Annotated in this window: 10 protein-coding genes; 5 read left to right on the top strand and 5 right to left on the bottom strand. The window is 48.5% G+C overall.

The window, feature by feature from the left end; all coding sequences use genetic code 11:
• Window positions 1–26 precede the first annotated feature (26 nt).
• The gene (gene uvrA / locus GGR41_RS08365; RefSeq protein ID WP_167661440.1) at window positions 27–2,846 is read left to right on the top strand and encodes an excinuclease ABC subunit UvrA; all 2,820 of its coding nucleotides are present in this window, start codon (window positions 27–29) and stop codon (window positions 2,844–2,846) included.
• A 49-nt stretch (window positions 2,847–2,895) separates the two neighbouring features.
• Here the strand turns inward: uvrA and GGR41_RS08360 are convergent, their stop codons facing one another.
• From GGR41_RS08360 to GGR41_RS08350, 3 genes are read right to left on the bottom strand one after another with little or no spacing between them, the layout of a single operon-like run.
• Entirely contained in the window at window positions 2,896–4,026 is a 1,131-nt protein-coding gene (locus tag GGR41_RS08360) for a deoxyguanosinetriphosphate triphosphohydrolase (protein ID WP_077734052.1), read from the bottom strand.
• A 9-nt stretch (window positions 4,027–4,035) separates the two neighbouring features.
• Entirely contained in the window at window positions 4,036–5,106 is a 1,071-nt protein-coding gene (gene aroB, locus GGR41_RS08355) for a 3-dehydroquinate synthase (protein WP_167661439.1), read from the bottom strand.
• Window positions 5,107–5,688 carry a shikimate kinase gene (locus GGR41_RS08350; RefSeq protein ID WP_229711129.1) on the bottom strand — a complete coding sequence of 194 codons (582 nt, stop codon included), beginning with the start codon at window positions 5,686–5,688 and terminating at the stop codon, window positions 5,107–5,109.
• A 136-nt stretch (window positions 5,689–5,824) separates the two neighbouring features.
• Here GGR41_RS08350 and GGR41_RS08345 point away from each other — a divergent pair, with 136 nt between their 5' ends.
• The 4 genes from GGR41_RS08345 to GGR41_RS08335 all read left to right on the top strand — a co-directional run bounded on the left by GGR41_RS08345 (window position 5,825) and on the right by GGR41_RS08335 (window position 12,318).
• The gene (locus tag GGR41_RS08345; RefSeq protein ID WP_167661438.1) at window positions 5,825–8,278 is read left to right on the top strand and encodes a penicillin-binding protein 1A; all 2,454 of its coding nucleotides are present in this window, start codon (window positions 5,825–5,827) and stop codon (window positions 8,276–8,278) included.
• Window positions 8,279–8,285: 7 nt separating this feature from the next.
• Window positions 8,286–8,423 (top strand): LPS translocon maturation chaperone LptM, encoded by a 138-nt coding sequence (gene lptM, locus GGR41_RS13325; protein WP_420873523.1) that lies wholly within the window; start codon window positions 8,286–8,288, stop codon window positions 8,421–8,423.
• Between the two features lie 18 nt (window positions 8,424–8,441).
• Window positions 8,442–9,710, top strand: coding sequence for a diaminopimelate decarboxylase (lysA, locus tag GGR41_RS08340; RefSeq protein WP_167661437.1), 1,269 nt, complete (start codon window positions 8,442–8,444; stop codon window positions 9,708–9,710).
• Between the two features lie 181 nt (window positions 9,711–9,891).
• Complete coding sequence (locus GGR41_RS08335) at window positions 9,892–12,318, top strand: EAL domain-containing protein (RefSeq protein ID WP_167661436.1); 2,427 nt, start codon at window positions 9,892–9,894, stop codon at window positions 12,316–12,318.
• Window positions 12,319–12,426: 108 nt separating this feature from the next.
• Here GGR41_RS08335 and ccsB read toward each other — a convergent pair whose 3' ends face one another.
• Complete coding sequence (gene ccsB / locus GGR41_RS08330; protein WP_167661435.1) at window positions 12,427–13,788, bottom strand: c-type cytochrome biogenesis protein CcsB; 1,362 nt, start codon at window positions 13,786–13,788, stop codon at window positions 12,427–12,429.
• The gene (locus GGR41_RS08325) at window positions 13,781–15,775 is read right to left on the bottom strand and encodes a cytochrome c biogenesis protein ResB (RefSeq protein ID WP_167661691.1); all 1,995 of its coding nucleotides are present in this window, start codon (window positions 15,773–15,775) and stop codon (window positions 13,781–13,783) included. The genes ccsB and GGR41_RS08325 overlap by 8 nt, the downstream gene beginning before the upstream one ends.
• Window positions 15,776–15,812 lie beyond the last annotated feature (37 nt).

Below are 15,812 nucleotides of genomic sequence, written 5' to 3'. Positions count from 1 at the left end.
TCTAGACCATAGCACGTAAAAAACGAATGGAACTAATACGTATTCGCGGTGCGCGCACGCACAATTTAAAAAACATTTCGATTGATTTACCTCGACAAAAGCTAGTGGTCATTACTGGCTTGTCCGGCTCGGGTAAATCATCTTTAGCCTTTGACACGTTGTATGCCGAAGGCCAGCGTCGTTATGTAGAGAGCTTATCTGCTTATGCCAGACAGTTTTTACAACTGATGGATAAGCCTGATGTCGATTTAATTGAAGGTTTGTCGCCTGCTATTGCTATTGAGCAAAAAGCCGCCGGACACAACCCACGCTCTACTGTGGGCACCACCACTGAAATTCATGACTATCTACGTTTGCTCTATGCACGGGTGGGCACGCCGCACTGCCCTACGCATCAGTTAGCTCTGCAAGCACAGAGTATTAGTCAAATGGTAGATACCGTTTTGGCTTGGCCAGCCGAAACACGCATTGCTATTTTAGCGCCTATTTTCTTTGAGCAACACCAAGACCTAAACCAGATAGCACAAAGCTTGCAATCTCAGGGGTTTGTGCGTATTCGACTCAATGGCGTTATGCTCAACCTCGGAGAACCGCTACTGACGGATATGCCCATTCAGTCCCTCGAAGTGGTGATTGATCGACTGCGAGTGCGTCCTGACAGCGCAGCGCGTTTAGCTGAAAGCTTTGAAACGGCCACGCACCAAAGCCAGGGCAAAGCCTTTGCCTTAAATATGGACACAGAGGAACTCACCAGTTTTAGTGTGCATTTTGCGTGTCCGCTCTGTGACTATCACATTGAACAGTTAGAGCCGCGTTTATTTAGCTTTAATAATCCTGCAGGCGCCTGCCCAACCTGCTCAGGCATGGGCGAAACCGAATTCTTTGATCCTCAGTTGGTAGTGGCCGTACCGGACTTAAGCCTAGCCAGTGGGGCAATTGTAGGGTGGGATCGTCGCAACGCATTCACTTTTAATTTACTGCAAAGTCTGGCGAACTATTACGGTTTTGATATTGAAGACAGTTTTGAATCTCTTGATGCAGACATTCAACAGGCGATCTTGTACGGTTCTGGCACCGAGGCTATTCCCTTTATCTATCTGACTGAAAAAGGACAAACCACCACTAAGCTTCATCCGTTTGAGGGGGTGATTCCTAATTTAATGCGTCGATGGGAAGAAACAGACTCCAGTGCAGTCAAAGAAGAGCTCAACAAATTACGTCGCATTCAAACGTGCCCCAGTTGCCAAGGCGCCCGTTTAAATACCGCTGCACGCCATGTGTTGCTGGGCGACAACGACGCTAAAGCCATCCATGAGGTCGAGCACTTTACGCTCCAAGGCTGTTTAGAGTGGTTCGAGCAGCTGGAGCTTAGCGGTGCAAAAAAAGAAATTGCCGCCCGTATTGTCGAGGAAATTCAGTCGCGCTTACGCTTTCTGAACAACGTGGGCCTAAGCTATTTATCTCTTGATCGGCGAGCGAATACGATTTCTGGCGGCGAGGCCCAACGCATACGCCTAGCCAGTCAAATTGGGTCGGGCTTGACGGGTGTCATGTATGTGTTGGATGAGCCTTCTATTGGTTTACACCAACGCGACAACGACAAGCTAATCTTAACCCTGCAACAGTTACGCGATTTAGGCAATAGTGTGATTGTAGTGGAGCACGACGAGGACATGATTCGTCTTGCTGACTTTATTATTGATATGGGGCCCGGTGCAGGCGAGCTTGGGGGCGAAGTCATAGCGTCGGGCACACCTGCTGATATTATGGCGGACCCCAAATCCACTACAGGGCAGTATTTAACGGGCGCTCTTTCCATTCCTATTCCACCACGTCGACCTATTGTGGACGACCAGCCCTCTATCGAATTACTTGGCGCCAGTGGTAATAACTTAAAACACGTTAACTTACGGATTCCTACGCAGCGTTTTGTGTGTATTACCGGGGTGTCTGGCTCGGGGAAATCCACGCTCATCAATCACACCCTGGCTAAAGCCATTGCAAAACAGCTGCATCGGGCGCAGAGTGAGCCCGCTCCTTACGAAAGCTTAACTGGGCTTGAGCACATTGATAAAATCATTACTGTGGATCAAAGTCCTATTGGACGTACACCGCGCAGCAACCCAGCAACCTATACAGGCATGTTTGGCCCAATCCGTGAACTGTTTGCAGGGGTACCCGAGGCGCGTGTGCGGGGCTACGATGCAGGACGCTTTTCATTTAATGTGAAAGGTGGCCGTTGTGAGGCCTGCCAAGGCGATGGGGTCATCAAAGTAGAAATGCACTTTTTACCTGATGTGTACGTACCCTGTGATGTGTGTCATGGCAGTCGGTACAATCGCGAAACCTTAGAAATTCACTATCGTGGCAAAAATATTAGTGAAGTGTTGGATCTGACGGTAGGCCAAGCGTTAGATTACTTTCAAGCTGTGCCACAGATTGCGCGGCGTCTACAGACATTGATGGACGTAGGTCTTTCGTATATTCGTTTAGGCCAAAGCGCTACGACACTGTCTGGGGGTGAAGCCCAGCGTATTAAGCTTGCCTTAGAGTTATCTAAACGCAATACCGGCAATACGCTTTATATTTTAGACGAGCCTACCACTGGCCTACATTTTCAAGATATTGCTATGTTGCTTAATGTATTGAATCAGTTGGTGGATGCTGGCAATACGGTGGTGGTGATTGAACACAATCTTGATGTGATTAAAACTGCTGACTGGATTATTGATGTGGGCCCAGAGGGCGGAGCACGAGGAGGTCATATTGTGGCCACCGGTACCCCCGAGGCCATCGCCACTGCCCCAGCCAGTATCACTGGGCACTACTTAAAACAGCATGTCTAACTTGGATTAGGTTAAAGAGCCAATTAGGCGCTTTAACCATCGTTTAGACCTAGACAGCATAGAGCTCGCGATGCTCTTTGATAGCGTAGCGGTCGGTCATCCCCGATACATAATCGGCAATAGCTCGAGCCTGCTCGTTAAAATCGTCGCGTCGGTGCTCCTCGGACAAGAGTCGTGGGTCGGATAAAAAAGCGTGGAATAGTTCGCGTACAGTACGTCGTGCTTTAAAGGACATACGCAGCACCTTGTGGTGCTGATATAAATGCGTACGCAAAAAGCGCTTTAACTCATCCGCTTGAGCCCGCATTTCAGGAGAAAAAGCCGCTATGCGTGGACACTGTCGCAACTCAGCAACAGAACGCGGTTTATGCTGCGCTAAATTTGCTAAGGTGGCTTGGGTTAAATCCACCACAAAGGTATGAATCATGCGGCGTAAGATTTCACCAATTAAACGCTTTCTTGCCCCCTTAGCGGCTAACTGCGGGTACTGCTTTAGCACACGCTCGTGATGCTGAGCAAATACCGTCACCTCTAACAATTGATCGATATGAATTAAACCGGAGCGCAGTCCATCGTCGATATCGTGATTGTTATAGGCAATTTCGTCCGCTAAGTTAGCAATTTGCGCCTCTAATGAGGGCTGCGTGCGCTCAATAAAACGGCGCCCCACCTCGCCTAGCTGTCTAGCATGACGAGCATTGCAGTGTTTTAAAATCCCTTCGCGTGTTTCAAAGCACAAATTCAAACCATTGAACTCGGCGTAGCGCTCTTCGATGTGATCCACAATGCGCAAGCTTTGCAGGTTGTGTTCAAAGCCACCTGCCTCGGGGGCTAGCTCGTGCATGCAATCATTTAGCTCGTCTTGGCCCACATGACCAAATGGCGTGTGCCCTAAATCGTGCGCGAGGGAAATGGCTTCGATCAGATCCTCATTAAGACCTAAGCGGCGTGCAATGGAGCGCGCCACCTGAGCGACCTCTAGGCTATGTGTTAGACGCGTGCGAAATAAATCGCCCTCGTGGTTTACAAATACTTGGGTTTTGTATTCGAGTAACCTGAACGCGTTGCAATGAATAATACGATCTCGATCACGTTGAAACTGACCTCGGCCCTCGGGAGCGGCCTCGGGATGTAAACGTCCTTGGGTTTGATCATCATGACATGCAAACGCGGCTAACATAGAAACCTCCTAGAATTTTGCTAACACCTTTTTCACGGTAGCCACATCAACGGCTTGAACCACACTACGGCCTAGCTCGGGCAACAGCACAAAGCGTAACTGCCCCCCTTCGGCTTTTTTGTCTAAGCCCATTAAATCGATCCACTTATCGTGATCCCACTGAGGTGGCGTGGTTGGGCAGCCAATGGCTTGCACCAACTGGCGAACTTTCTGTACGCTTTCGGCTGATAAACCACAGACTTCGGCAGAAAGCTCGGCAGCCATCACCATGCCACAACCTACGGCTTCCCCGTGTAACCATTCACCATACCCTAATCCGGCTTCAATCGCATGACCGAAAGTATGACCAAAATTTAAAATGGCCCGTAGACCTGACTCACGCTCGTCCTGCGACACCACATAGGCTTTCAGCTCGCATGAGCGTTTGACAGCTTGCTGTAGCTCGGCATCACGCAACTGGTTTAGTGCTTCTGTATGCGCTAAACACCAATCCAAGAAATCCGCGTCCGTAATCATGCCGTACTTGATGACTTCGGCTAGACCGGCTGCAATTTCTCGTTTTGGTAAGGTTTTTAGCACATGGATGTCTATTTCTACGGCAATAGGCTGATAAAACGCGCCAATCATATTTTTACCTAGCGGGTGGTTAATTGCCGTTTTGCCTCCGACTGAGGAGTCCACCTGGGATAGCAACGTAGTAGGCACTTGAATAAAGCGAATCCCACGCATAAAGCAGGCAGCAGCAAAACCGCTGATGTCGCCGACTACCCCACCCCCTAACGCTACGATGACGGCTTTGCGATCCAAACGATTTTGTAACAAAGCGTCAAAAATTTGTTCGAGGGTCGCCATCGTTTTATAGGCTTCGCCATCAGGTATTTGGACTTGCACTACCTTTTTACCAGTGGCCTGAAGCGCAGTTAACACTCGCTGCCCATACAACGCAAATACCGTGGGGTTCGTAATTAATGCTAAGGTTGTGGCATCTGCAGGAATAGACTGCTGTAACTGGTCTAAGCGCCCTGCCTCGACGTGAATAGGATAATTTCCCCCTGGTGTGTGCACCTGAACTACACTCATTCAAATCACCTCTTGTTCTTTTAATACACTAAGTAATTGTTTAATAACCGTATGGACAGGAGCAGAACCCGTCTCGAAAATGACATCCGCAAGCGCCTCGTAAATGGGCTCACGCTGTCGTAATAGCTCTTCAATACGCTGTTGTGGATTTGCAGTTTGTAATAATGGGCGGGTTTTATCACGCTCGAGTCGTCTATATAATTCATTCACATTCGCGCGTAAATAGACGACTGTGCCGCGCTGGCTTAACATGTTTTGATTGGCTTCGGCCAACACCGCCCCGCCTCCGGTAGCAAGCACGGTCGCAGGACGACGAGAACAAATATCCAGTTCCATGGTTTCCCGTTTGCGAAATCCGGCTTCACCCTCTATGTCAAAGATAGTGGCTACGGGTACTCCGCACCGTTCGATCAGCTCTTGGTCTAAATCGTAAAAGTCACGTTTTAAATAACGAGCGAGTTGACGACCCAGTGTTGTTTTGCCCGCACCCATCATGCCAACCAAAAAGATAGGTTTGTTGGCTGGTTGTACTAGCTGCTGTAAATCTTCAGGACTAAGAGGTGTTAAAATTTCATTTTGCATGAGGTCTGCGGATAAAAAGTCTATCATTTGTGTATTATCTCATTAGCTACGTATAGTTATTCGCTTTTGTTTGCCATTTATTTGCTTTCTTAACCCAATGCCTGAATCTTTTCCGATTTAGCACCCATACCCCACAATGAGTTCTACTGCCCAACCTTCACCAAATAAGCCAGTCGCTGGCTCTTGGCTCATCCGCTTTCTAATGAAAGTCGCCGCTTTATGCACAGGCTTAGTCATCTGTGGGGCCTTAGTTGTGTCCTTAGCATTAGCATTAGCCTGGCCCAATCTTCCTGATCTTAGCGCAATGACCGACTACAAACCACGTGTGCCTTTGCGTATTTACACGGCAGACAAAGTTCTGATTGGTGAGTTCGGCGAGGAACGCAGAAATGTGATGCGCTTTGAGGACATTCCAGATGTCATGAAATCGGCACTTTTAGCTGCCGAGGACGACCGCTTCTATCAACACAGCGGTATCGACATCAAAGGGATAGGCCGGGCTATTGTGGCTAACGTTGTCTCTGGCTCAAAAAGCCAAGGGGCCAGCACCATCACCATGCAACTGGCACGCAACTTTTATTTATCCTCCGAGAAAACCTATACGCGCAAGTTTTACGAGTTACTGCTGACCTTTAAAATCGAGTCCATGCTCACTAAAGATCAAATTCTTGATCTCTACATGAACCAGATTTTCTTAGGCCATCGTGCATATGGGTTTGCGGCAGCCTCACGGGCTTATTTTGGTAAACCGCTTACTGAGATTACCTTGGCCGAAGCCGCAATGCTAGCAGGCATTCCTCGGGCTCCTTCGCGTTTTAACCCCATTGCTAACTACAACGAAGCCAAACGCCAACAAGTCGTGGTGTTGCGCCGCATGCTTGGTCTCGGTTATATCACCGAGCCCGAATACCAGGCCGCCCTCGAGCAAACCATTGAAATTCGTACTGCTGAAGGCATGCCTACCGGCGGCTACAGCGTGCATGGCGAATACGCCGCCGAACTAGCCCGTCAGCTTTTATATGGTGTTTATAAAGACGGAATTTACTCACGTGGGTTTAATGTCTACACCACTATTAACTCTAAAGACCAAGAAGCCGCTTACAAAAGCGTACGCGATGCTGTTTTACAATACACACGCCGAGCCCGCTACCCAGGCCCAGAAAGCCGCGTTAACCTGCCTGAAGGCGTAGAAAACGACCCCGAAGCCCTAAGCGATATTTTGGCAGAGGTTCAGCGCAAGCATCCTGATCTGGGTGACTTACTCACGGCGGTGGTGCTCAAAGCCAGCCCCACTGAAATCACTGCTGTGCGTAGCGCAGATGAAACCATTGTGATTGACAACAAACGTTCGTTAAATATTGTGGCTCGAGGTCTTACCGCCAATGCCAGTGATAAAGAGCGCATCAATCGTGGTGCCGTGGTGTATTTATTTAATAATGGCGAATACTGGGAAGTCATTAACATGCCTGCCGTTCAGGCCGCGTTTGTCTCCATGCGTCCTCAAGACGGGGCGATACGCGCTATGGTGGGCGGGTTTCACTTCTCTGACGGTAAATTCAACCGCGTCACCCAAGCTTGGCGTCAGCCCGGCTCTGCTTTCAAGCCCTTTATTTATGCAGCGGCATTGGAAAAAGGCTTAACACCGGAAACCTTAATTTCTGACCAACCCTTTAGCCTGTCTTCATCACAAACGGGCTCTAAGCCTTGGAATCCTAAAAACTACGGGGGTCGCTATGAAAACATGCTGACCCTGCGTAATGGCTTATATCGATCTAAAAACATGGTGTCAATCCGCATCATGCAGGCCATTGGGCCCAAATACGTACAGGATTACATTGTGCGATTTGGTTTTGATCGTGAACGTCAACCTGCTGTACTACCCTTGGCATTAGGGGCAGGTAGCGTCACGCCATTACAACTGGCTTCCGCATACAGTGTGTTTGCGAACGGTGGTTATCGTGTGCAACCGTACCTGATTGATTACATTACCGATGGCTCAGACGAAATCATTATGCGCGCCAAGCCAGTGGTTGCCGGCGATAGTAAAGCACGCGCTATTGACGAACGCACCGCTTACCTCATGAATAATCTGCTGCGCGGGGTCGCCACTTCTGGCACAGGGGCACGTGCCTCTGCCACGCTAAAGCGTAATGACATTGGGGGTAAAACCGGTACCACGAATGACTCGCACGATGCGTGGTTTGCTGGCTATACGCCTGACCTAGTCGGTATTGCATGGATGGGCTTCGACCAGCCACGCTCCCTCGGCTCAGGTGAAACCGGAGGCGGCCTCTCTATGCCTATCTGGATCAACTACATGCAAACCGCCCTAAAAGACGTACCCCAAAAGCCGCTCGGCCCGGTGCCGTCTGGGCTGCAACAATCCAATGGTAACTTCTATTACAACGAGTTCCCCCCAAGCAAAGCTATTATGCGGGTGGGTCTACCGTCTGCTTTAGATGACAGCCTCTACAACGATGATGCCGCAGGCGGCACTGACCAAATTGGCGAGCTCTTACAGCAGCTAAAGCCTCAACAAGGGGGTGAAGCGCTTGACCGGTCTAACACGCCAGGTCTAATCCCCTTTTAACGCCATCATGAATTATGTACTAACTCGGCTAAGCGCCTTATCATTATTGATTGCCCTTTTTGTAGGGGCTGCAGGGTGCGGCTATAAAGGCCCCCTGTACCTGCCTGAGTCCCCTTCTAAGCCGGACTCAGTCTCACAAAATTAATGGAATGTTTTTCTTTCTATGACTGTAGCTACGCATTTTCAACATAAAGACGGCGTTTTGCACGCTGAAAACGTATCGCTCGAGCAGCTTGCTCATGACTTTGGTACTCCGCTGTATGTGTATTCCCGCCAAGCGCTACATGATGCATGGAATAGCTATCACCAAGCCGCTCAAGGCAGAGATGTGCTGGTTTGTTATGGCATGAAGGCAAACTCCAACCTGGCTATTTTGAATGAATTCGCTCGTCTAGGCACAGGCTTTGATATTGTGTCTGGTGGTGAATTAGCTCGAGTCATTGCCGCAAAAGGCGATCCTGCCAAGGTCGTCTTTTCCGGTGTAGGTAAACAACGTTGGGAAATCGAGGCCGCGCTAGATGCCAACATTAAATGTTTTAATGTGGAATCCGTTGCCGAGCTCGAGCGTATTGCCGCTATTGCCGCAGAAAAAGGGGTAAAAGCGCCCATATCATTACGCGTCAATCCCGATGTTGATGCAAAAACTCACCCCTATATTTCTACAGGGCTTAAAGACAATAAATTTGGGGTAGATATTACGCTTGCCCCGGCTATTTATGCCCAGGCACAACAAATGCCAAGCCTGAACATTGTGGGTTTAGACTGCCACATCGGTTCGCAAATCACTGAAATTAGCCCTTATCTAGACGCGCTCAATAAACTCATTGCCCTCATACATCAGCTACAAGCCCAAGGTATTGAGCTCAGCCATTTAGACATCGGTGGGGGCTTGGGTATTCGTTATACCGACGAAACCCCAGCCACCCCCTCTGATTTACTTTCTGCTGTATTTGGCGCTTTAGACCAGGCAAATTTGGGGCATTTACAACTAGTACTTGAGCCAGGTCGCTCTATGGTAGGTAACGCCGGTGTACTACTTACCCGTGTAGAATACTTAAAAACCAACCAAGACAAGCATTTCGCAGTAGTTGATGCGGCCATGAATGATCTCATTCGTCCTACGCTTTACGATGCCTGGCACGATGTCGAATCGGTACGTCCCCACACGGACGGTACCGCAACGGCCCAGTACGATATTGTCGGCCCGATTTGTGAAAGCGGCGACTGGCTCGCCAAAGACCGCGCCCTAGCGTTAAAACAAGATGATTTGCTCGCTGTTATGTCTGCAGGTGCCTACGCCTTTACAATGGCCAGCCAATACAACACACGCCCCCGCGCGGCTGAGGTCATCGTAGACAACCAGTCCGTCCATCTGGTCCGGCCTCGTGAAGAGCTCCACAGCTTGTTCGAGCACGAACGTTTAATCGACTAAGCCAAAAACAGCCCAATTATGGGCTGTTTTTACGTAACCCGCGTTAAAGAAAATCCAGTTATAAACGTTAAGCCCTATAGGGGGCATGTTAACTCCTTTAAGATTTGAATTAACTGCAGCTAATCCGAGCTGTTTTTTTGGGTAGTACGCTTTGACAGTGCTTTTTTTTCAGCGATGGTCTTTGGCCTCAATTAGCCATCAGCTTTCGACTCGTTTTATTCCGGGTCTCATTGGCTTTCTGTCACTGCTTGGGCTTTTTTTTCTAAGCCCCAATCCGGCATTACAAGAAGAACTTTTCGGGTCACTCGTTTCTTCCCATCATTACCACCTCATCGAGGGCGGTTTATGGGCTACGGCGTTATTTGCTGCACTGCTGGCGTTTTATAAGCACAACAGTTTCTTTTTATTGTCGGGCGCTTGGGTTCTGTGTAACTTACGCTTAGGGGGCATTTTTCTGCACCAAGATGCGTTTTGGCTGCAGCTGTACATACCGCCTGAACACATAGACTATTTTAATCAGCTAACGATCGGCATGTATTTTTTGCTGACGCACCAGCTTTTACATACTGCGCTTGGTCTTAGCTCGGCCTCGTTAACGAATCGATTATTAAATGGGGTCGCTATTAGCGTCTTTATAGCAGCCTGCTTACCTTTTCAGGGCCCTTTTAACGCGTTAATAACCGTTGCCATCCCCTTGGGTCTAGGCGGAGCGCTATGGCTCAGCCTGCAGCGCTTAGTCAGTCAGCTTGGGCAATTGCTGCTGTGGCAGGTTTTATTAATCAGTGTTGTGTTAAGCGGTGGGCTAGCTTATGTGCTTAATGCGTTAGTAGGCGCAAACCCATTAGTTAGTATTTTTACAGCTTTTATCTTTTTTATTTTGTGTCAAAGCGTGGTGGTGGTTTGGTTTTTAGAGTTTTTACGCCAACACAAACAACAGCATACAGAACTGTATAGCCAACTTCATCAATACCCCTTACCCCTGATTCGTATCGACCAAGACGGCCTCATTTTGTATGCCAATCGCGCCTTTCAGCGCCTTAGCCAGCATTTAATCCAAGCACAAACCACCCAATGGACAGACCTTTTTCCTGTGCAAAACTGGAAATTTCTGGCGCAGTGTACCCGTCAAGGCAAGCCCATAGAAATCTCCCCCTTACCGTCTGCACCGAACCGCCTTTATCACCATCCATTCCAGCTTTTTGTTAAACGTCACCCTTTTTACTTTTTGGTCAGTCTTCAGCCCTTAGCGGCTCAGGCTGAACAAGTAGACCATACCCATACGACCCGTCAAACTACGGTGTTAAACCAGCATGGCTTAGAAAAAGCCTTGCACTACACGCTGACGCATTTATCCAACCACCAACCTTGCTTTGTGGCGTATTTGGAAATTAGTCAAATCAGCCAAGTTAGCCGTGCTCACGGTCACGCTGCTAGTGATGCGCTCTTACATAGCATTAGTGATCGCTTGTATACCTTGCTACGCAATCGCTATGCTTTCGGACGTATTGGTAATGATGACTTCGTTTTTATTATGCCAAATACGCTAGCAGAGGAAGCGCATGCCACTGCACAAGAGTTAACTCACAGCTTGAACCACACACCTATTGAAACAGAGACCCGTCATTATAAATTGCAGGTCTACATGGGCTTAATTGAATTAGGTTCAGATATGGATGAGCACGCCGCATTACGCATGGCTCAAAGTGCCAGCACCGCCGCGCGTCGCACTAAAAATGACTTAGTACTTTATGAGCATGGCTCGAAAGAAATGCAATACCATGCCGAAGAACTTACCCTTTTTCAGCGCTTAGAAAATGGCTTAACCCAAGGGCTATTTATTGAAATGCAGCCCCTGTTAAACCTGAACAACCCCATAGATAGCCTCAACGTAGAGGTTTTATTACGAGTACGTCGTGGGAATGGTGATCTCATTCCTATTCACAGTTTTATTACAGCAGCTGAAGAAAACGGTACGATTTCAACTATTGATAAATGGGTGTTTGTTACGACTTTAGAATGGTTAGCCAAACATCAAAATCAGCTGCACAGTCTGCATTTAGTCACGATTAATCTTAGCGGTTCATCTTTGAACAATGATAAATTTATTGCTGATTTATTCATTATTTTGGATCAATACAAGGCGCAGTTAAATCGCTTATGTGTCGAAATCACTGAAGGGGTTGCTCTACAAGATTTAGCACGTACTCGAGCGTTTATGTCTCAACTACAAAGTAGAGGGGTGCGTATTGCTTTGGATGACTTTGGGGCGGGTTATACGTCATTTAGCTATCTACGCGAGCTACCTGCTAATCTGATTAAAATTGATGGCGCATTAATCCGTGACATGCTGCATAAAGAGAGCAACATTGCGATTGTGCGCACGCTAGTCGAGCTAGCGCATAACTTGGGTATGTCATGCGTAGCAGAATGGGTTGAGGACGCCGAAACACTCTCTATCTTAACGGCTATGCGTGTGCATTATGCCCAGGGCTATGCGATTAGCCCCTCTGTTTCCCCAACAAAAATACTTCAGGCGGGTTCAGTCATAGAGCTAATTAACAGAACGGATACGCTGGCTTTTATCGAAAACCACTACCCCTCTCTTTAGCTAAGCCAACGCCTTAATAAGACTACCCCCGCCTCTAAGATTTACCTAAGAGATGCAACATGAAAAAAGGTGGCTCTGAGGCCACCTTTTTATTTCTGCTTTGCGTTCTTAAAGCTCGCCGTACGAGTGCAAACCCGACAAGAACATATTGACGCCCAAGAAAGCAAAACTGGTGATCAATAAGCCCACCAATGCCCAGTACGCACTAAAGGTGCCACGCAAGCCTTTCATAAAGCGCATATGCAACCAAGCCGCGTAGTTTAACCAGACAATCAAAGCCCAGGTTTCTTTAGGGTCCCACTGCCAATAGGTGCCCCACGCATCAGCAGCCCACAAGGCCCCTAAAATAGTCGCAATGGTAAAGAAAGCAAAGCCGACCGCAATGGCGCGGTACATAATGTCATCGAGGATCTCTAGTGACGGTAGCTGGCGGGAAATAGGGCCACGGAAAGCCATGATCAGCCCCACAATAATGGCGCTAATACCAAAGTAGATCATCCACGTGGCCGAGAATCTGCCAGAGCTAAAAATAAAGGGTTCCGCGCATAACAGCACCCCTAAAATAAACACAGGGCTTAGCTTGGCCCACGACCGTGTCTCGCCATTTTCTTTGATTAAATAGGCTAAGCCCACCATCGCTGCGAGGGAAAAGGTACCGTATCCAATAAAATTAGCCGGCACGTGGATTTTCATCCACCAGCTTTTGAGTGCGGGCACCAATGGTTGGATTTGATGCGCATCGCGTGTAAAGGAATACCACAGCAAAAACACCACAATCGATGACACAACGAGCAAAACAAAGCCACCCAAAGCACGAGTGTGGTAGCGACGTTCGTAATACAGGTAAAACAACGCCGTCATTAAGGCAAAAAGTACAAACACCTCGTACAGATTACTGACCGGTATGTGGCCAATATCAGGGCCGAGTAAATGGCCCTCGCGCCAGCGCACCAATAAGCCAATGGCGCCGGCATACACCGCGGCCCACGTTAAGCCCGAACCAATCCAGGCCGCTGTTGGGCTGACCATGCCTATCCAATACATAATGGTCGCCAACACAAACAAGGCGCACATCCATAAAATGGCAGATTGGGAAGAAATTAAATAACGTAAAAAAAACACCGACTCAGAGCGGTCAATATCACCATTTAATAAATTACCGTCTGGCGCATACAACCAGATGGCAAACAGTGAAACCAGACCCACTACGATCGTCATGGTACGTAAAGGACGCCAGAGCCACCCCATCCATGCCAATAAAGGGACAGTAGCCACTAAGATGATGCGTTCGTAATAATCCATTTGGTCGGGGTAGGTGTTTAAGCAATACACCGCCGCTACCGCAAGGATGATGAAATAAATAAAATCACTAATGGTAGGACGGCCTCGTACACCCCGGGAGTCCCCGCTTGGCGCGCGCTGGTCATCCCCGCTCCACATTGATGGAGAAGAAGCAGCTGGATTAGACATGTTCATTACCTCTATTTTCGGACAAGCGCTCAAAAGCCTGTTGGAAGCGTTGGAATTCCTGCTGGAAGTCTAGATTTCGGCGTTGCGACGTCATGGCAGCCGTTAACAAACTGCCTTTTTCACCTGGACGGACCCACACCCAAATACGGCGATCGCGTATATAAATCATCACAAAAACGCCGATTACCAAGAACAAGCTACCGGTATACACAATATACATACCAGGACTGCGTGAAACCTGGAACACACTGGCCTGCACTTGATCAAAACTATCTAACTTAAATACTACAGGAGCCGGATAATCTGGCATATTGGCAAAAGCCAACAAAGCTAACTGCACCCATTCCTCTTCATGAGCGCCCCGCTCACCACTGTAATCCACTGCCTCTAGACCGTGTTTCTCGCGCGCAATGTTGCGCAGCTCAAGCAAGGTCATTTGTAGCATAGGCACAGTTAAATTAAGAATGCGTTCACGCTCGTGCTCGGGTACGGGCTCGATAATGCCGTTAAAGCCTTTTTTCATAAAGGTTTCAATGGTTTTAAATGCGGCCACTTCCATCAACGAGTTGGATTCAATCTGGCCACTGCGCTGAGCAAAACGTTGGGCCGCCAAACGCAAGGCTTCAGGGTCTTCTGTGGCAGCGCGTAGCATCATGAACTCTTCCATGCTGTTTTTGGCATCGGCTGGGATACGCACGTAACGGAAGAAGTCAGCCTGATTACGACGCATTCCTAATAAAAACACGGGGAAGTCGTCTAGTGTCATTGGGACCATGTAATTCACAAAATCAAACGACTGCCCTTGTTTATCGGTTAGGCTGTAGAGCACACTGGGCCCGACGTTTGTGAGATTGTCTTTAGGTCGCACATTACTGCCAGAGACGGCAGCAACGTGGTCTACGAAAGCTTTGGGTTGTGGCGCACCGTCGGTTAAGTCTTCGACGTTAAAGACGCGTAGCTCAGTGAACGTCGCATTAACGCTCTCGCCACTGCTGTTGTAGATCACAGATTGGCCTTCGCCTACGGTGGCTTTGAAACGTACGGGCTCGTAATCCTTGCCTTGTAAAGGATAAGCGCTTAGGGTCAAGCGACTGCCCCCATCGTCAAACCCCGACTGATACACCGTTACCCCACGATAGCGTAATGGTTCGTTCACCTCAATTAACTGTGAAAACCGCTCGCCGCGCTCTTCATCGATGACTTCTACCTCACTCTTAAAGCTGCTGGGCATGCCTGTAGAGTAGTAATCAATGTAAAAGCGTTTTAAATGCAACACAAAGGGTAAGGGTTGAATTAATACCCCATCGCCATAGCTAATGATGGCGCTAGAAGAACGCGTGTCGTCTGGCAGCAACATATTGGCGCGAAAGCTAGGATTAGCCAAACTAAGGCGCCCAGACTCCGGCACCTCAGAAATAAACATGTTTTCTGTAATAGCGGCCTTGTTGCCAAACCAAACCTGTAAACGGACCGGGAGCTCACTATCTAGCATCCCGCCGATACAAATTACGACGATAGCCACATGACCAAAAATATAGCCTAAGCGATTAGCGCCGCCTTTTTTAGCAGCCACCAAGTAACTGCCGTCCTCGTCCTCTCGCACTTTAAAAGCATAATTGTGGGCTTTAAGCCACGACTCAATGGCTGGCAGATTTTCTTTGGGTATGTGGCTGGAGCTGATGTCAATGCGATGTGGGAAAGCGCGCAGACTGGAACCACGAATATGTTCACGAAATGTACGCGACTCGCGGAGCATCTTAGGCGTATTACGGATTACGCATAGCGTAGTCGAGGCCACCAAAAAGCCCATAATAACGAGAAACCACCAACTGTTGTAAACGTTCCAGATGGTAAATTTATCGAATAATGTGGTCCAAAAAGGGCCAAATTGATCGGTATAGACATTGAGGGCCTCGTTTTGAACTAAGACCGTTCCAATAATGCTAGCGATACAGATAAAAACCAGCAGGCTAATCGCAAAGCGCATGGAACCAAGCAGTTCCGTGATATCAGCGGTACTGGCT

The sequence above is a fragment of the Paenalcaligenes hominis genome (genome assembly GCF_011927625.1).
Taxonomy (GTDB): domain Bacteria; phylum Pseudomonadota; class Gammaproteobacteria; order Burkholderiales; family Burkholderiaceae_B; genus Paenalcaligenes; species Paenalcaligenes hominis.
Note: the sequence above shows the minus strand (reverse complement) of the source record. Positions and strands in the feature narration are given on the sequence as shown.

Bases quoted from the DNA above. Each gene is read 5' to 3' on its own strand.
- GGR41_RS08345 (WP_167661438.1), top strand. From the start codon at position 5,825: ATGAGTTCTACTGCCCAACCTTCACCAAATAAGCCAGTCGCTGGCTCT.
- GGR41_RS08350 (WP_229711129.1), bottom strand. From the start codon at position 5,688: ATGCAAAATGAAATTTTAACACCTCTTAGTCCTGAAGATTTACAGCAG.
- GGR41_RS08325 (WP_167661691.1), bottom strand. From the start codon at position 15,775: ATGCGCTTTGCGATTAGCCTGCTGGTTTTTATCTGTATCGCTAGCATT.
- lptM (WP_420873523.1), top strand. From the start codon at position 8,286: ATGAATTATGTACTAACTCGGCTAAGCGCCTTATCATTATTGATTGCC.
- aroB (WP_167661439.1), bottom strand. From the start codon at position 5,106: ATGAGTGTAGTTCAGGTGCACACACCAGGGGGAAATTATCCTATTCAC.
- lysA (WP_167661437.1), top strand. From the start codon at position 8,442: ATGACTGTAGCTACGCATTTTCAACATAAAGACGGCGTTTTGCACGCT.
- ccsB (WP_167661435.1), bottom strand. From the start codon at position 13,788: ATGTCTAATCCAGCTGCTTCTTCTCCATCAATGTGGAGCGGGGATGAC.
- uvrA (WP_167661440.1), top strand. From the start codon at position 27: ATGGAACTAATACGTATTCGCGGTGCGCGCACGCACAATTTAAAAAAC.
- GGR41_RS08360 (WP_077734052.1), bottom strand. From the start codon at position 4,026: ATGTTAGCCGCGTTTGCATGTCATGATGATCAAACCCAAGGACGTTTA.